Annotated in this window: 14 protein-coding genes; 6 read left to right on the plus strand and 8 right to left on the minus strand. The window is 61.6% G+C overall.

Annotated elements, in window-relative coordinates; translation table 11 throughout:
* Window positions 1-385 precede the first annotated feature (385 nt).
* Together ACLFKU_RS05095 and ACLFKU_RS05100 are read left to right on the plus strand one after the other, a co-directional pair.
* Window positions 386-2,494 carry an acyltransferase family protein gene (locus ACLFKU_RS05095; protein ID WP_410848373.1) on the plus strand — a complete coding sequence of 703 codons (2,109 nt, stop codon included), beginning with the start codon at window positions 386-388 and terminating at the stop codon, window positions 2,492-2,494.
* Between the two features lie 768 nt (window positions 2,495-3,262).
* A complete protein-coding gene (locus ACLFKU_RS05100) occupies window positions 3,263-3,583 on the plus strand; it encodes a hypothetical protein (protein WP_410842375.1) in 321 nt (106 codons plus the stop codon).
* A gap of 190 nt (window positions 3,584-3,773) precedes the next feature.
* On the opposite strand, the gene ACLFKU_RS05105 is transcribed toward ACLFKU_RS05100, so the two are convergent.
* Window positions 3,774-3,935 carry a DUF1328 family protein gene (locus ACLFKU_RS05105; protein ID WP_176122082.1) on the minus strand — a complete coding sequence of 54 codons (162 nt, stop codon included), beginning with the start codon at window positions 3,933-3,935 and terminating at the stop codon, window positions 3,774-3,776.
* A 318-nt stretch (window positions 3,936-4,253) separates the two neighbouring features.
* On the opposite strand from ACLFKU_RS05105, the gene ACLFKU_RS05110 reads away from it, so the two are divergent.
* The 3 genes from ACLFKU_RS05110 to ligD all read left to right on the plus strand — a co-directional run bounded on the left by ACLFKU_RS05110 (window position 4,254) and on the right by ligD (window position 9,445).
* Entirely contained in the window at window positions 4,254-5,252 is a 999-nt protein-coding gene (locus tag ACLFKU_RS05110) for a LysR substrate-binding domain-containing protein (RefSeq protein WP_410848374.1), read from the plus strand.
* A gap of 1,686 nt (window positions 5,253-6,938) precedes the next feature.
* Complete coding sequence (locus ACLFKU_RS05115; protein WP_410848375.1) at window positions 6,939-7,448, plus strand: GNAT family N-acetyltransferase; 510 nt, start codon at window positions 6,939-6,941, stop codon at window positions 7,446-7,448.
* 26 nt (window positions 7,449-7,474) lie between these two features.
* The gene (ligD, locus tag ACLFKU_RS05120; RefSeq protein ID WP_410848376.1) at window positions 7,475-9,445 is read left to right on the plus strand and encodes a DNA ligase D; all 1,971 of its coding nucleotides are present in this window, start codon (window positions 7,475-7,477) and stop codon (window positions 9,443-9,445) included.
* Here the strand turns inward: ligD and ACLFKU_RS05125 are convergent.
* Window positions 9,442-9,666, minus strand: a complete 225-nt coding sequence (locus ACLFKU_RS05125) for a hypothetical protein (protein ID WP_368581456.1) — start codon at window positions 9,664-9,666, stop codon at window positions 9,442-9,444. The genes ligD and ACLFKU_RS05125 overlap by 4 nt on opposite strands.
* A gap of 253 nt (window positions 9,667-9,919) precedes the next feature.
* Between ACLFKU_RS05125 and ACLFKU_RS05130 the strand changes: the two genes are divergently transcribed.
* Window positions 9,920-11,089, plus strand: coding sequence for a zinc-dependent alcohol dehydrogenase (locus ACLFKU_RS05130; RefSeq protein ID WP_410848377.1), 1,170 nt, complete (start codon window positions 9,920-9,922; stop codon window positions 11,087-11,089).
* 100 nt (window positions 11,090-11,189) lie between these two features.
* Here the strand turns inward: ACLFKU_RS05130 and ACLFKU_RS05135 are convergent, their stop codons facing one another.
* The 6 genes from ACLFKU_RS05135 to ACLFKU_RS05160 all read right to left on the minus strand — a co-directional run bounded on the left by ACLFKU_RS05135 (window position 11,190) and on the right by ACLFKU_RS05160 (window position 15,883).
* The gene (locus ACLFKU_RS05135) at window positions 11,190-11,591 is read right to left on the minus strand and encodes a hypothetical protein (protein WP_368581458.1); all 402 of its coding nucleotides are present in this window, start codon (window positions 11,589-11,591) and stop codon (window positions 11,190-11,192) included.
* Between the two features lie 84 nt (window positions 11,592-11,675).
* The gene (locus ACLFKU_RS05140) at window positions 11,676-11,987 is read right to left on the minus strand and encodes a hypothetical protein (RefSeq protein WP_410848378.1); all 312 of its coding nucleotides are present in this window, start codon (window positions 11,985-11,987) and stop codon (window positions 11,676-11,678) included.
* Entirely contained in the window at window positions 11,987-12,208 is a 222-nt protein-coding gene (locus ACLFKU_RS05145; RefSeq protein ID WP_410848379.1) for a hypothetical protein, read from the minus strand. Before ACLFKU_RS05145 ends, ACLFKU_RS05140 begins: the two co-directional genes overlap by 1 nt.
* Before the next feature lie 389 nt (window positions 12,209-12,597).
* Window positions 12,598-13,440 carry an alpha/beta hydrolase gene (locus ACLFKU_RS05150; RefSeq protein ID WP_410848380.1) on the minus strand — a complete coding sequence of 281 codons (843 nt, stop codon included), beginning with the start codon at window positions 13,438-13,440 and terminating at the stop codon, window positions 12,598-12,600.
* Window positions 13,437-14,852 (minus strand): hypothetical protein, encoded by a 1,416-nt coding sequence (locus tag ACLFKU_RS05155; protein WP_410848381.1) that lies wholly within the window; start codon window positions 14,850-14,852, stop codon window positions 13,437-13,439. The genes ACLFKU_RS05150 and ACLFKU_RS05155 overlap by 4 nt, the downstream gene beginning before the upstream one ends.
* On the minus strand, window positions 14,849-15,883 hold the full coding sequence (locus ACLFKU_RS05160; RefSeq protein ID WP_410848382.1) for an alpha/beta fold hydrolase: 1,035 nt from the start codon (window positions 15,881-15,883) through the stop codon (window positions 14,849-14,851). The genes ACLFKU_RS05155 and ACLFKU_RS05160 overlap by 4 nt, the downstream gene beginning before the upstream one ends.
* Window positions 15,884-16,326 lie beyond the last annotated feature (443 nt).

Below are 16,326 nucleotides of genomic sequence, written 5' to 3' on the forward strand. Positions count from 1 at the left end.
GACAAGCAGCAGGTTTAGGCGGCACGAAGTGCCGGCTCACGCAGAACGTCCGGATTACGTCAAGAGCGCGAATGTGGGTCATAGCCTTACCGAAGTCCGACAGATTTCTTATCGCTTCTGAGGGGCAGCGCACGAAACACATCGCGGGCCTATACATTTCCCCAGATTTTTTACGTCAGAATCGTACGCAAAAGCAAACGAGAGGAAGGGCAACGGCACCTTCGCTTTTTCTGGTTGTTACATCGAGATCCTTTGTAACCGGCAGCGGACACAAGCGCAGCTCGACCATCTGGCTCCTGCGGTTTTCTCGCAGCGCTCTATCTGAACAAGATCGCTGCTAAACCCGTTGGCGTCCACGGATTCCGACCTCATCAACTCTCATGCCATGAATCCACGCCATAGCGCTACTACTGCGCCGCAACTCGCCCGTCCCGCGCACGCGCCATACATCGACGGTTTGCGTGCGGTCGCAGTATTGTCGGTTATCGTTTATCACATGTACGCGCAGTGGCTGCCCGGCGGGCTTGCAGGAGTCGACGTCTTTTTCGTGGTTTCCGGGTTTGTTGTCAGCGCTTCAGTTGGAAATCTCGAATCGATGCAATTTTCGCGCTTCGTGTTCTATTTCTATTCGCGTCGAGTGCAGCGGATCGTGCCAGCGCTGGTGGTGTGCCTGCTGGTGACCGGCTTGTTTTCAGCACTGTTCATTCCAAACGCATGGCTGAGCGATACCAACAAATACACCGGCTTCTTTGCTTTCTTTGGGTTGAGCAATCTGGTGCTCGCGTTCATCGGTGATGACTATTTTTCACCACGCGCCGAATTCAACCCATACCTGCATACCTGGTCGCTTGGGGTGGAAGAGCAGTTTTACCTGATCTTTCCGTTGCTTTTCTTCATGTGGGTGAGCAAACGTCCGAGAAAATCGCTTTGCGTTGTTCTGTTCGGCGGCGGGTTCGCTCTGTCCGTGTTGAGCGCATGGTGGCTTTCGAGGCGGAATGAAGGGATCGACTTTTACCTGATTCCAGGGCGTTTTTGGGAATTGGCATCCGGTATCCTGCTATACCAGTTGCTCGCGCTCGCGAAGCGCCCGCTCGGCGTGATCGACCGCAATGGGACGCTGGTTTCGATGGCGTTGCTCGGCGGTTCGCTGGTGCTGCTTGCGGCCGGTTTCAACGGCTTGCGCCCGCAGCAGCTTCCTTTTCCGGGTGCGCTGCTGCCGGTTGCCGGCACGCTTGGCGTACTGTATGCGCTGCACGGAAGAGAGCCGCGGGATTGGCTGCACAAGCTGCTCATTTCACCAGCGGTGACTTTCGTCGGCAAGATCTCATATTCGCTTTATCTCTGGCACTGGCCTGTGATCGTGCTGCTGCGGTGGACGACGGGGCTCGATGCGCCAGTCTGGCGCGTGCTTGCGGCCGTACTGACCTTCGCACTGGCGACAGCGTCCTGGTACTACGTCGAGAATCCGGTGCGGCGCTCGGCGGTCCTCAAAGGCATGCGGCGTCCCGCTGTCGTAGGTGCGGGCGTAGCTGCGTTGATGTGCGGAGCGCTGTTGTGGGCAGGCATTCAGGTAGCCCAGCTGAATCTGTCGCTGAGCGTGGTGTCACAACGTGCCGACGACTGGTATCCGAGCCGCCCCCTTGAGGCCAGCACTGACGGATGTCTGGACACGTGGGATAGGACCAAGCTCAACGGGGGGCGCTTATGGACGTATTCACGTGCGGGATGTTCGCTTCCGGCGACCTATCGCGGGCGCCTGTACGTGATCGGCGATTCGCATGCGATGGCCTACAACAGGATGTTGCGCGAATTCGCCCGGGATACTGGCGTGAAGGTCTTCGCGTACAACAATGGCGGCTGTCCGTTCATGGTTTTGCTGCCGCGCAAACAGGATGAGGTGGAGAGCTGTGCGCCGGAGACAGATGCGGCACTCGCTCAAATCGAGGCACAGGTCAGGCCTGGTGACGTGATCTTCCTGCCCTCGCTGCGACTGCCACGTTTCTCCGACGAGTGGGCCCGCTTCGACGACTCGAGCGCCCGGGACTACATGTTTGGTCCAGAGGCCGTGAAAAGCCGGGTAGACGGCGTGCGAGAGGCCATTCCAATCTTGCAGAAACTGGCAGCCAAAGGGGCGAAGGTCATCCTGGAGGGACCCACACCCGAGTTTCGGAGCCAGCCGTTCCGATGCTCGGACTGGTTCAATCGCGACAATCCGATCTGTTCCGGCGGCGACAGCATCGCGCGTGAGGATCTGGAAGCCTTGCGGGCGCCGGTGCTCGAATCGTATGCTCACATCGTGCAGGCGGTCCCTGAAGTTAGCGTATGGGACCCGTTGCCACCACTGTGCCCAGATTCGGTCTGCTCAACGCACACCGCCGACGGCCGGCCGCTCGTCTTCGATGGCGATCACCTCAGCGGCTATGCGAACAGGCTTCTGCTGCCAAGCTTTAAGCAGGTCGTCAGCAAGCTTATGGAAACGGGGTCCGCGGGCTGAGCGCTGACTACCGCTCTGCCAATAGCGTCAGGGGACAATCGGCCAAATTGCGCAAGTCGATGCCCACATGCAGATCGCCGACGCTCTGTAGCGAGAACTGATTAGTGACAATGGTCGGCCTTATCGAAATTGTCCGAAACGCCTTTACTCATTTTCGTTGGATTTCCTGAAGCAGACTTGCCAGGGCACCGACCTTGGGCGGCTGAGTGTCTTTGCGCCAGATGCAGGTCTGCAACGTTGTGCGAGACACGGCCGACCATTGGTCGCGCACTGCAGTGTCACGACCGATACTCTAATGTAACGCCACATACACTGAGTCTCTGAATGTCCGTTTTGGAGAGCTGCGAAGATCTGTTGAGGGTCGAACTGCCCGCGGCGATAACACGTGTACTGCGAACAGATGTCGCCGGTGACCGCGCAATCCACTCACACACCGCAGTCGGCAACAAGTGGTTCGCTGGTGCGAAAACGGCGAGGGCACGAATGGACGTCCGATCGCCCCTCACGCTCTGTTACCACCACGGTAGAGCCGTGGCATTCCTGAGTACTGGGTATGCAGATGAAGCGAGTCGGCATTATCGGAGATGCGCGGTACTAACGAGTCTGGCAAACCATACGAAAGGATTTTGTCTTTCACACGGACCGGCCTGCCGATGCAGGCCGGTTGCGAGGATACTCCGCGATGACACGTCTGACCAAACCCTGAATGGGCAAGCCCGCGATGAAAGTGGCGAGCGATCCGTCCTCGAGATCGAAATGGATGCGGCCGTGTCGCGTTTCGCAAGCTCGCGGCCCAATGTGGGAGTATCGGTGCAGTGGCGTTCTCACCAGTTGCTGCCCGGGATACCTGTCGAGGGTTTGCCGTACCAGGCGTTCTATCGCGATCGTCTTGGGAGTGCGCAAGCTGTTGCGGCGAGACGTGCCGAGGTTCTCGCGCGTCTTAGCCTCGAATGCGGCCTCGAGTACACGAGTCTGACGGCACACCAGGCGGCGTCAAAGCGTGCCGCGGACCTCCCCGGCCAGCGAAGCTCGTTCGGCGACACGCAGGCGAGCGGTGTGCCGCATTTCGTGTTCAACACGCGCTACTAGCTGTCGGGCGTCCACTCGCCAAAGGCGTTGGCAAGCGCCATGACGCTGGCAGTTGCGAATTGAAGTCGATCGGCAACGGGATAACTCGCCGTGTTGCGACCCATACGGACGTGATCAAAACGTATGCGTGCGACAGACAAGCTCGCAGGCGCCGCACCTGGCGGCGCCCGCGTTTGCAACGACTCGTGTGTCACCGCCGCATGAGGCCCATCACGAGCGTAACAAGGAAAATCACGACGAATATGACGAAAAGTATTTTTGCGATGCTGGCTGCGCCTGCGGCGATGCCGCCAAAGCCGAACGCCGCGGCAATGATCGCAATGATGAAAAATACAAGGGCGTAATACAACATGATGTGTCCTCCTTCCATCGGGGGCAGTTCGTCTCAGGTGCACGCATGACGCCTTCATGGCAGCAATTCCCGTTCCCCGCCGGGTGGCGCAGGCAAATCAACGCCAGGCGAACGAAATCAGCCAGCGATCGCAGTGCTCCGGGATTGCCGAGTGGCAGGCCCTTCCATTCATGGATTTGGTCCGACGAATGACCCTCCGGTTCATTCATCGCGGCCGGCGGCTTCGACCTCTCAAGCGCAGAAAACCTCTCCGTTTAAGCCTCGGAACTTCTATCGGCCTCGATCTGCCGGTTCGCTTCCGCTACAGGCTGCGCGGGAATGCTCGTTGCGCACCCGCGGCAAGGATCGTTAGCGACGCTAAATCGGCGACTTCCCGAGATGACAAGAAAACTCCCTCCGCTCAACGCTGTGAGAGCCTTCGAAGCAGCGGGCAGGCATGTGAGCTTTACGAGGGCCGCCACGGAGCTAAACGTGACCCATGGCGCCGTCAGCCGACAGGTTGCGTCGCTGGAGGAATGGCTCGGCGTGCCGCTATTCATGCGCACTGCCTCGCAGCTGGTGCTGACAGAAGCAGGCCGGTGCTATCTCGCCGAGGCGACCGCGGTGCTAGACCGCCTTGCCGTCGCGTCGATGCATCTCGTGGACCAGGTGGTACCCAGCGCGCTAACCATCAATGCGCCACCCACTTTTACGATGCGCTGGCTCATTGCGCGCATCTCGAGTTTCCAGCGCAGGCGGCCCGACGTCGAGATCCGCTTCACGACGTCGATCGCACCGGTCAATTTCCATGAAAATGCCTACGAAATTGCGATTCGCGGTGCGTGCGAGCCGATCCAGGGCTGCGTGTCATTGCCGTTCATGACCGAGGTGATCGTGCCGCTTTGCCACTGTGATCTGCTTGAGGGAGGATGTCTGCGCGAACCCGGTGACCTCGCGGGCCACACGCTCATCCACTATGTGACGGAGCCGTACCCATGGGAGGAATGGCTTGATGAGGCCGGTGTGCCAGGTCTGAAGCCAATCGGCCAACTGAAGTTCGAACAGATGTACTTTGCGTTGCACGCGGCCGCCGAGGGGCTAGGCATCGCCCTGGTGCCGCTTTTTCTCGCCATCGACGAGATCGTTTCGAACCGATTATGCGTTCCTTTTGGTCCGCGCGCAGCGCGGTACCGGAAGTACTTTGCGTGCGCGAGCCACATGAACCCTGTGACGGAAAGCTTTTACGAATGGCTATTGAAGGAAGGCCAGGACACTGAACAGTCGATCGCAGCCTGGGCTGCGTCGGCCGGCTGGCCAGCCAGCGTCGTTTCCGGCTGAGTGTGCTTGGCGGTGGAAGCGCATCGAGCTCATCGATCGCATCCTGCAACCGTCGGCAACGCGGCTGCCGACAGCTCGTCTGCGAGTGTGAGCGGTATTCACACGCCGTGAGTTAATGTCGTTTGCAGGCAAACGGAAATGTATCGACCATTTTCAAACCCGGTTAAGTGAGCCGGCTCACGCATACCCTCGCGCTTCCATCAGGGGAATAAGTCATGAGTGAAACCTGCATGGGCCTCATTATCGGAGGCTCCTCCCTTGGCATCGCCGCGCTCATGGTGGTTGGCCACTATCGGCGTGAGCGGTCGCGGTCAAGAATGCTACGACATCTGAATCATCATGAATGGTGGCATCAAACGCATCGGCGAATGTGATTGCACCGTCGCGCGTGGAAACGCGACGAGCGTCTAAAGATAACAACGGAGAGCACCGTCATGAGTTGGTTGAGAGAATCGGTCTCGACGAGAGAGCCGAGGTATGACCGGACTCAGTCGGCTAGCACAAGAGAAAGATGGATGAAAACAAAAACATTCAGGAAAGGGCCTGCGGAAAGGACGAGTCCTTATACCCCACATACTGCCGAAGCGGCGATAACCTATCTCGAACGGATCCTGTCAGCCGATGGCGCAAACTCGCTATTCGGCCGGACCTACTGGCGTGCGCGGCTTGAACAGGTAAGCGCGACACCGGGGCTGGCTCCGGAGCAGCGAGCAAGGCTTGCCAAACTTCTTAAGTCTCTTGGGCCCACGTTTGAGGACAATGGTTCATCTTAGACACTGAGCCGGGCCAAGGCTGACATCCGTCAGTCGGCGACCACCACATCAACGGAAAGTCGATAAATATTCGTGGTGCCGATTGGCCCTCGCGAGCGCGTCTTACTTCAAACCCGTCGGCGGCGCAGATGGCGCCCCACGCGGTCAATGTTTCCTTATCGTCGTCAAGTTTGGCGGCAGGGACGCCATACTGACCGCGCGTTGGGCGTCGATGGGAGTTTCCGGTTGGGCAGCACCCGAGGTGCGGCTACTCATGACGCGTGTCTGGCATAGTCGTTGCGCTTCGGGAATTGCCGGCGTGCGAAATCTGGCACCCCACCGGGTATAGCGCAGATTCGCCCCACGTCGTTGCCGCGAGTTTGCGGTCACTGAAGGGAGGCAATCATGAAAGCAACGAAGACAGCAACCGTATGTGTTGCATTGGCGCTAGCGTCGGTCGGCGCGGCCTATGGGCAGGGCGGTGGAGGCGGTGGAGGCGGCGGCGGCGGGACGAGCGCTGGTGCTGGCGTGGCGGGAGGAGCCAACGGAGCGGGCCAGGGTGGTGCGGGAATAAGTGCGCCGAACACAGGCGCGAACAGTGGTTCGACATCCATGTCGAAAGGTTCGACGGCGAGCTCGCCGACCCGACTCCCACAGAAAGGCTCACACGCTAAAGGCGCGTCGGACACGGCTGCATCAGGTGCGCAGTAAACAGGCACAGCGAGGCGATGTCCGATGAGCTGCTTATTCGTGTACTCGTTCTGTCAGTCGCATCTTTGCATCCCGGCGCGGACGCATGGGGGTTCAAGGAACGACCACTGATGCAACGAAAACAGGCTGAAGCCGAAGCCGCGCCAACGGAGGACCAATGACTCAGTCATGCATTGCCATAACTGTCCGCCGCGAGGACCCTGCCTCGCTTGATGGACAAATCTTGCTTGATGAACTCAGCGCCACGCTGGCGGTATTTTCAGGCGATGGCGGGCAGTCGAGGTTTTGTCTCGCCGATTTTCACTCATCGCACGGACGGTTTTTTGTTGCCCGCACCCTTGCCGGTGAACCGGTTGGGTGCGGCGCATTCTGGCATTTCGACTCGCGCACGGCGGAACTCAAGAGAATCTACAGCAGGCCGCATTATTCAGGTGTCGGCAAAGTGATTCTGCAGCAGCTTGAAGTCAACGCGGCGGCAGCCGGTTATAAAAGGCTGGTCCTCGAGACTCGCGCGGTGAACCGGCGCGCGATCCGATTTTATGAGCGCAACGGCTTCAGGGCCGTTCAACGGTACGGTTCCTATATAGAACAGTGCGATGCGTGCTGCTTCGAAAAGATGCTCGTTGCCGCGGGAGGTGAAGAGGCTGGTTGGCCGACCGGCAGGCAAGGCGGCGCAGATCGATCAATGCGCGAACGCGGATGTGGCGATGCCGATCGAATTGACCGTCGCTAACGAAGCCGAATAGGTGGGTCCATGACATGAGCAGCCGGTGGAACTCCTCGCGGACCCGTCGCGCCCATGCTCCTGTGGGTGAGCCCGGGACGTTCCCCGTTCTGATCGAGCCACAGCTCGCTACGCTGGTCGATCGCGCACCGGCGGGCGGCGACTGGTCCTACGAAATCAAGTTCGACGGCTATCGGATGATGGTCCGGATCGAGCGTGGCACCGTCCAGATCTTTACCCGCAACGGACATGATTGGACTTCGCGTTTGCCCAGTCTGACCGACGCACTCACGGCCTTGCCAGTCGAGGAGGTGTGGCTCGACGGCGAGGTGGTCGTGTTGGACGCGGAGGGTCGCCCCGACTTCAATGCGCTTCAGAATGCCTTCGACCGACGCAGCACCGCGGACATCGTCCTGTTCGTCTTCGATATCCTCTGGCTGAACGGCACCGATCTGCGTGAACACCCGTTGCGTGCGCGTCGCAAGCTTCTTCGCGCATTGATGCATGAAACGGACGCCGATGTGTTGCGATTGTCGGAAGACTTCGCGAAAGACCCGGTGTCGCTGGTCGCTTCAGCTTGCCGCATGAAGCTCGAAGGGATCATCGGCAAGCGCGGCGATGCGCCATACCGCTCCGGACGGTCTACCGAGTGGATCAAGCTCAAATGCAATTTGCGCCAGGAATTCGTGGTCGGCGGCTTCACCCGGACCAAAGGTGCGCGCTCAGGTGTTCATTCCCTGCTGCTCGGCGTGTACGAACAGGATGGGTCGCTGCGCTACGCGGGCAACGTCAAGCCATACCTGTCCAGTCGCGCCACGAACGCTTTCCTGCGGCGTGCCGGCACGGTCACCGCTAGTAAAACAGCGTTCTACAACCCTCCCAAACCGGAAAAAAACCGCGACTACCTCTGGTTGGAGCCGGTGCTCGTCGTCGAGTGTTCGTTCCTCGAATGGACGCCCGCCGGCGAAGTCCGACATCCGGTTTTTCACGCGATCCGGGAAGACAAGGCCGCTGGCTCGATCACCGAAGAACCGATGATCGCCGTCGAGTCGGACGAACCGGTCGAGGCCGATGCGGGTTCGACTCGCCAGCGTCCAGGGCCGAAAGGTGCGGTGACGATCGGCGGCATCCGGATATCCAACCCCGAGCGGGTCATGGATGAGGTGACCGGGCACACCAAGCGCGACATGGTCGAGTACTACGCTGCGATATCCGAATGGGCGTTGCCGCATCTGCATAATCGGCCGTTGGCGTTGGTTCGCGCGCCAAACGGAATTAAAGGCGAGTTGTTCTTCCAGAAACACAGCGAAAAGTTCCAGATTCCCGGCGTCGAAGAACTGCCGCCGGAATTGCATCCGAGGCATCCGCCGCTGCTGGTTGCGAACAAACCGGAGGCGCTGGTCGGTCTCGCCCAGATGGGCGTTGTCGAACTGCACTGCTGGAACGCCGCGGCACCGGACCTCGAGCATCCCGACAGGATCATCTTCGACCTCGATCCCGACCCGAACCTGCCATGGAGTGCAATGCTGGAAGCGGCAGAACTGCTGAAGGTGGTACTCGACGAGATAGGTCTGCGGTCATTCCCAAAAACCAGCGGAGGCAAAGGATTCCACGTCGTCGTGCCGTTGACGCGACGACAGGCCTGGAGTGAAGCGAAGGGGTTTGCGCAGGCGGTTGCCCGTCACATGTCGCGGGTGGTGCCGGACCGCTTTTCGGCGGTCCTTGGTCCTAAAAACCGCATCGACAAAATCTTTATCGACTATCTTCGCAATGGCCGCGGCGCGAGCACCGTTGCCCCTTTCTCGGTCAGGGCGCGTTCCGGAATGGCGGTTTCGATGCCGGTGTCGTGGGACGAATTGCGGCGGGTCGGCCGAGGCGACGAATGGACCATGCGCAAGGCGATCGAACGTCAGCGTTCGCTGCAGTTCGATCCATGGGAAGACTACTGGCGCACGCGGCAGGGAATCACCGCCGCAATGCGCCGCGCCGTGGGCATGAAGCGCTAGCTGCCGCGCTGCTCGGTGCCTTTCAGCTCAGCGTGCCGGTGCGAATGCGTCGCTGCGTACTTGAGCTCGTAGTGAGCTCCTTTGCCGCTGCGTGTCGGGGGAAAATGCTCTCCCTCTACGCACGTTACTTCGAAAGTCCCCTTGCCATCGTCATGGACGACCGAATAGATGCCGGACGTTTTGACGATCTCGCCGGGCTTGAAAGAGTTATCGCCTGCCATGTTGACTCCTCCGTTGATGAATAAACCGGTCCAGCAATGGCTGTACCACGCGCGCCCATGGGGATGTTGATGATTTCCGTCGCGGTGGTGCGATAGGTTCGGACAGCCGTTTGACGACGGCACGTCCGTTGCTCCTACACGGTGGCGCTTGCGATGGCGTCGGCGCGATCGACACGCCGCATCGGCGCACGCGTATCCGCGAATCCCGACCCTGTTGGCCCGCGCGACGGGCCCATCGACTACGAGGCACGACATGAGAGCCCTTTGCTGGCACGGCAAGAAAGACGTCCGCGTCGACAACGTCCCGGACCCGGTCATCGAGCATCCGCGCGATGCGATCATCAAGGTGTCCAGTTGCGCGATCTGCGGTTCGGACCTGCATCTGTTCGATGGCTTTATGCCGTCGATGAAGTCGGGCGACATCCTCGGTCACGAGTTCATGGGGGAGGTCGTCGAAGTCGGCTCCGGCAACGCGAGGCTGAAAGTGGGCGAGCGCGTCGTCGTGCCGTTTACGATCGCGTGCGGCGAGTGCGATCAGTGCCGGCGTGGCTTCTTTTCGGTGTGTGAGCGTTCGAACCGCAACAAGGAGATGGCCGACAAGGTGTTCGGCCATACCACCGCTGGCCTGTTCGGCTATTCGCATCTGACGGGCGGCTATCCGGGCGGGCAAGCCGAATACGTGCGCGTGCCGTTCGCGGACGTCACGCCGGTCAAGATTCCCGACGGCCTGACCGACGAACAGGTGTTGTTTCTTGGCGATATTTTGCCGACCGGCTGGCAGGCCGCGGTGCAATGCGAAATACAGCCGACCGACACTGTCGCGATCTGGGGCGCTGGCCCGGTCGGCCAGTTCGCGATCCGCAGTGCGATCCTGCTCGGCGCAAAGCAGGTGATCGTGATCGACCGCGTTCCCGAGCGCCTCGACATGGCGCGCGCCGTCGGCGCGATCACGATCAACTTCGAGGACGAGAGCGTGCTCGACCGGTTGAAGGAACTAACGCAGGGCAAGGGTCCGGAAAAATGCATCGACGCGGTCGGTATGGAATCGCATGCGACGCGCTCGTTCGATGCGCTTTATGACCGCGCAAAGCAGGCAGTGATGCTCGAAACGGACCGTCCGCATGTGCTGCGCGAAATGATCTACGTATGCCGGCCGGCGGGCGTGCTGTCGATTCCGGGCGTGTACGGCGGCCTGATCGACAAGATCCCGTTCGGCGCCGCGATGAACAAGGGCTTGACGTTTCGCATGGGGCAGACGCACGTGAATCGCTGGACCGACGATCTGCTGAAGCGGATCCAGGATGGGCATATCGATCCGTCGTTCGTGATCACCCATACGGTTCCACTCGAACAAGGGCCCGGCATGTACCGCGTGTTTCGGGAGAAGGAAGACGGCTGCATCAAGGTGGTGATGAAACCGTAGAACTTCCAGGCACTTTCTTCATTTCGTATCGGCGGCGACAACAAAGGCGCACAGCCGACCCTTCATGTGTTTGAGCAGAAGGGCGGCTGGCGCCGGGACGTCAGTGCGAGTTGCAAAGTCGCCAGCGGGATCCCGGCGGCCTCAGGGCGAACGCCCCGCAGTCTTTCAGCCTTGCGCAAATCTGTACCAGCAGTGCCGGCGGCGGATCGGCGGCGACCAGCAATGCGTGGGCGGCACGGCTGTCCTCACGCAGGCTCGCCACGAAACAGTCGGCTTGCGGCTCGACGAACCGGTTGACGGCGTTCAACCCCCATTCCCCGTGAGCCGCATATTCCGCATGATCCATTTCGTGCGTCGGGAGCACCCATTTCGCGGCGCCAGGCGAAGCCGCGAGTGAGAAAACGAACACGTCCAGCTCACATAAACCGGACTCAGCGAGAGCCTGGCGTGCGTCGGAAGCATCGCGATACGAGCGAAAGATTGCGCTCAGATACTCGGCCATTTGGCGCCCCGTCCTTTTTTCTATCGCTTAAGCGGGAAGCACGCTCTGTGCCGCGTTCCGGCCTCCGGTCGATATCTTCAGCGGCTACGCCAGGCCGTGAACCTCAGCCACATCGCACAGCAGGCGCGGGTGCCTGGGATCGGAGACGTCGATCTGGTTCCACGCAATCCGATGATGCCGCCAGCGCCCCTTGCGCTGTGCCACTTCACGCAACAGCCTTGGCAGCCAGCGGACGGCGAGCCGCTCGACCAATGCACTCGGACCGATGTGAAATTCGCTGATCATCCAGGCGTCGTGGTCGCGAACCACCTTGATCGCCTCTATGCGGCCTAGTGATGAGCCGTCTCGCGTCAGCACTTGCCGACCGACGATCAGATCGATGTTGATCTGCGCCATCATCGCGATCCCGGAATACGCTCGACGATGTGCTCGCGTAGCCAGCGCTGCCAGTTGCCAAGCGGGGTATCGCGCGCATCCAGGTCCACCTCGATGTCGACCTCCATGCGACGGACCCGACTCCACGGAATCCGGTACGGTTCGACGTAACGCGCGCCGCCGATTTTGCCAGCGAGTCGCGCGACCCGACGCCCGGCGTGCTCGCCAATGCGTCGCGCCATCGCGACTGATCCGGTCTCGAGCGCAACCAATTCGGGCGGGCGCCCCGGCCGTAATTCGGCGACGATACCGTCGACCCGCCCCATCTTCGCACCGCGCGGTGAAGGAGACGATGATGGAGAGGAAGCCGCGGTCGCTGCATGCCATGGCGGACAAATGGCTCGGCTTGCAGCCAGAGAAGCAGGTACGCGCAAAGCGGTTAGCGCATGGCCGACGCTGTCGGGGGTCGTGCGTCTACGTTAGCGCGGCCGGCGCCATGGGCGAAGTGGGGATGTTCTTCTTCCGTCACGACGATGGCGCTTGGTACATCTTCCCACCGGGCGAGTCGCGCCCTTCGATCGGCGCCTTGCGCACGGCCGCCTAGGAGCGCACAAGCTCCTGTCCTGTGCTGCTATCGGCCTGTCCCGGAAGCCTTTTCGATATCCTCGAGAAGTCTCAGTACGGTTTCGCCGCCGCCGCGTTCCCAGCAATTGGTGTGATCCGCACCCTCCAGCATGAATAGTCGCCGCGGCGCGGCAGTGTGCGCATATAGGTGGGCGAAATGCTGCGGTGGGATCACGTTGTCATGTGTGCCGCCATAGATCACGACGGGCACCCGCACCCGCGCGATCTTCGCGAGATTGTCATACTGATCGCGAACCAGCAGGCCCACTGGCATGAACCAGAAGACCTGTGCCGCGACATCTGCGATCCGTGTAAAGGGCGCTTCGAGGATCAGGCCTTCGATCTGCCCTGGAGACTGTGCTTCGGCCGCGAGTTGCACCGCCACGCCGGATCCGAGCGAATAGCCGTGCAGAACGATGCGCGCATTCGTACGCTCGACGAAGCGAAGTGCTGCGCGCCCATCCTCGTAAAGGCCCGCTTCGTGAGGTATGCCCGAATTGCCTCCGTAGCCGCGATACTCGGCGAGGTAGACTCCGTAGCCGCAGTCGAGCAGTGCGCGCGCGATATGCCCGCGTTGCGAGAGGTCTTCGCCGTTGCCGTGAAAAAGCACGACGGTCAAGCGTCGAGACGATGCCGGCGCTTTGTACCAGCCACGCAGATCGAGTCCGTCCGCTGTGGTGGCGGTCACGACCGACATGTCGGCGAGTCCCGCTTCGTTCGGCTCATGCCGCCGCCATTCCCCCGGATAAATCAGGCGTCCCTGTATCCAGAATAGTGTGGCGGCCGCCGCGCCATATGTCGCGGCGCAGGCCCCGCAAAACCAGGCCAGCAGCGCGGTGGCGCCGGTCATGACACCTGCTCGGCACCCGGCAGCGTCGCGGCGACGCCATACCGGCTCCCATGACGCAGCAGGGCGGCGTCGAATGCTTGCACGGTCAGCGGCGCCGGTGAGCGCATGCGTGGCCTTTCGCTGCCGCGTCGCGCGAGTGCTTCGTCGAAGTGCACAAAGGTGGCAAAGTCGAGAGGAAAACGTTGCGCGTCGACGCCGCACAGACGCGCGTCGGGCGAGGCCGCCGCGATGATCGTTTGCCACTCGCGCGCGGGCACCACGCCGACGCCTTCGGTGCCGTGCGAAAACAGCATCAGGTCAATATGTTCGAAACGGCCTTCCCGTTGAAGCAGCCGCGCGAGGTTGTGTGCCGATGGCTCGGTGCAGAACACCAGCCAGAACGGCAACGCGCCAAGATGCATCGTCGTGTATGGATCGAGCAGGACGAAGCTATCGACGACGAGATGCTGCGGCTCGATACCTTCAAATCCGTACCATTCGCGCAGCGTGTCGAACGCGAAAAAGCTCAGCGATTCGGGTTCCTCGAAGCGAAACTCGACTAGACGCCAGTCGGCCTGCCGGGCGAGGGCACGCAGAGAGTCGAGCAGGTTCATGTCGGAGCCCCATTCGGCTTCAGGCGCGAGCGCATCCGGCGAGGGCGGCTCCCAGCAAGTGCGGGCGCTGCCATAACGGGCCAGGTATTCCCGCACGCGCGGGCCGCCACCGAAGTATTCGTCGCGTGTCGCGCCACCCGCCGCGCCAAACTGAAAGAAGGCGCGCTCGCCGATACGCGTGACGGGCCACTGCAACGTGCATATGTCTACATACAGCGTCGCGCCGGCGGGCAGACTGCGTAGCAGGAACTCGCGAAACCCGAGCGCCAGCGCGCGCTGCTTGATGCGGTAGTAGCGCATCGTGCGCAACATGAGCCGGTCCTGATTCGGATCGTGCATGTGGTGAACGGCGATTCGTCCGTCTGCCGCGAGTAGCGCCTCGCGCGCACGTCTGCCGTCGCGCAGGCCTGCTGCGGCATCATCGGGATCGCTGCCGGGCGCACGGACGGGGCAGAGAAAAGTCTGTGGCAGCCAGGGCACGCCCATGGCGGCGGCCAGATGCACGAGCGCGCCGTTGGACGAGCCAACGAAGGCGGCCGGGTATTGGCGGCGCGGATAACGATCGGCAAGCCACGTCGCTATGGTCTCGATGTCAAGACGCAGCGCCGCGCGCTCACCTATGGCCTCAGTTGCGCCGCCGATGGAGTACGCCCATTCGCGAGCGAAGCGAGGCAGGAGATTGATCAGCGGCATGCTGCGGTCGAGCAGTGGTGACCCGCTCGGGCTGCTAAAAGGCTTGCCATGCAGGCAGGCGCCCAGTGCACCGACCATCGCGGCGGCCGAATCGAATCGCGCAATTCCTCGCGGTGCGCCGCTCATGGCTGCTCCATTCGCCCGGAAGGTTCGCCGGGTAACGTGTCGACGAACTGACGGATCGCCAGCGCAAGACTGTGCGGATACACATAGTTCAGGGTGTGTGTGCCGCCGTCGATGATGATCAGTTGCGCGGCGCGCAGCCGCGCGGTCACTTCGATGGCCCACTCGCGCGGCGACACAGGGTCCCGTGAGCCGCACACCACGAGGACCGGCGCGCGAACGAGCGGCAGCCGGTTCTCGATGCGGTCACGAATCATGATGCGCATCGTGGCCAGTGCGCGCAGCAGTCCGGCCTTGGCGTAATCGATGCGCGCTGGCGCGGCCGGCGAATGAGGCCGCTCGCGGCGGCCGTTGACCAAGGCGCGCCACATTTGGACCGGCAGATGCCGGGCCCCGCGATCCGCGGTGGGCCCTTGCAGCACCAATGCCCTGACGTCGCCGGGATGACGCGCGGTGAGCTCGGTCAGGATCTGGCAGCCGAACGAGTTGCCCACCAGGATGGCGGGTCGGAGGCCGGTGGCAACCAGCCACAGGTGCAAAGCATTGGCGAGACCGGGCAGATCGAGCCAGCGGCCGCGCAATGCGCTTTCACCGAAGCCAGGTAGATCGGGAGCAAACACTGGAAACCACCTGGCTAGCGCTAGCGCAAGCGGTTCCATGTAGCGGCTGGAGACGACGAGACCATGGACGAGTATCACTGGCGGGCGAGCGGCCAATGTATTCGTGGCGGTGGCGTCGGTCGGGCTTGCGGTCCGAGCGAACATCCGGTACGGACCCGCCTGCACCCAGCGCCCTCGAATTCCAGCGAGCCGGCTTCCTTCAGTAAGCGCCGGCGTTTGACGCAGGCGGCCCCAGTAGTGCAGCAGCGCGACGGCGGCGGCACTCCCGGCGATGGCGCTGGCAACCAGCGCGATCTTGCGATGCATACGCGGGTGGCCCGCTTCCGTGCGGTCGACATCGCAGTGATCGTCGCGAGAACGGGCTCCCGGGTTCGCGGCCCGTGTGCTGCTTGTGTTGGCCCGACGTTGACTCATCCGTCATCCTTGGTGCGATGGTGGCAGATTGAGCTAGTTTGCAGCGGTCTCTCCAACGCACTCTCGCGACCGGGCACTGCCACCATGACCGCGCGCGATGCGCGGCATCGTGGGTGTGCAACCGGCGTGCCACGAATGCCGCTTGTTGGCGATTGCGAGCTTGTCGGGCCCGGTGCATGTCGGTTCGCGATTGCGCTAAGCCGTCCGTAAATGTCGAGTTAGGAACAGAGAGTCCGGATTCCCGATCGGCGAAGGACGATGCAGGGCGCCTCCGGGCCGATACTGCGCCGGGAGCGCATCGAGGCGAGGGGCAGCGCCCGAGCCTTCGGCGAATGCCGGCCGGAGCGCTCAGCACGCGAGCCGAATTCGAGAACAGCAACTCACGCCACCCACCTTGAAATTTTCACCGTGCATACTATTCTAAATTCCGCTCAGGCAGTCGC

The sequence above is a fragment of the Paraburkholderia sp. EG304 genome, from assembly GCF_046543485.1.
GTDB lineage: Bacteria > Pseudomonadota > Gammaproteobacteria > Burkholderiales > Burkholderiaceae > Paraburkholderia > Paraburkholderia youngii.

Excerpts from the sequence above, each read along its gene's own strand:
- ACLFKU_RS05140 (WP_410848378.1), bottom strand. The coding sequence starts at position 11,987 with ATGGCGCAGATCAACATCGATCTGATCGTCGGTCGGCAAGTGCTGACG.
- ACLFKU_RS05125 (WP_368581456.1), bottom strand. The coding sequence starts at position 9,666 with ATGGCAGGCGATAACTCTTTCAAGCCCGGCGAGATCGTCAAAACGTCC.
- ACLFKU_RS05150 (WP_410848380.1), bottom strand. The coding sequence starts at position 13,440 with ATGACCGGCGCCACCGCGCTGCTGGCCTGGTTTTGCGGGGCCTGCGCC.
- ligD (WP_410848376.1), top strand. The coding sequence starts at position 7,475 with ATGAGCAGCCGGTGGAACTCCTCGCGGACCCGTCGCGCCCATGCTCCT.
- ACLFKU_RS05155 (WP_410848381.1), bottom strand. The coding sequence starts at position 14,852 with ATGAGCGGCGCACCGCGAGGAATTGCGCGATTCGATTCGGCCGCCGCG.
- ACLFKU_RS05095 (WP_410848373.1), top strand. The coding sequence starts at position 386 with ATGAATCCACGCCATAGCGCTACTACTGCGCCGCAACTCGCCCGTCCC.
- ACLFKU_RS05130 (WP_410848377.1), top strand. The coding sequence starts at position 9,920 with ATGAGAGCCCTTTGCTGGCACGGCAAGAAAGACGTCCGCGTCGACAAC.
- ACLFKU_RS05160 (WP_410848382.1), bottom strand. The coding sequence starts at position 15,883 with ATGAGTCAACGTCGGGCCAACACAAGCAGCACACGGGCCGCGAACCCG.
- ACLFKU_RS05135 (WP_368581458.1), bottom strand. The coding sequence starts at position 11,591 with ATGGCCGAGTATCTGAGCGCAATCTTTCGCTCGTATCGCGATGCTTCC.
- ACLFKU_RS05145 (WP_410848379.1), bottom strand. The coding sequence starts at position 12,208 with ATGGCGCGACGCATTGGCGAGCACGCCGGGCGTCGGGTCGCGCGACTC.
- ACLFKU_RS05110 (WP_410848374.1), top strand. The coding sequence starts at position 4,254 with ATGCTCGTTGCGCACCCGCGGCAAGGATCGTTAGCGACGCTAAATCGG.
- ACLFKU_RS05105 (WP_176122082.1), bottom strand. The coding sequence starts at position 3,935 with ATGTTGTATTACGCCCTTGTATTTTTCATCATTGCGATCATTGCCGCG.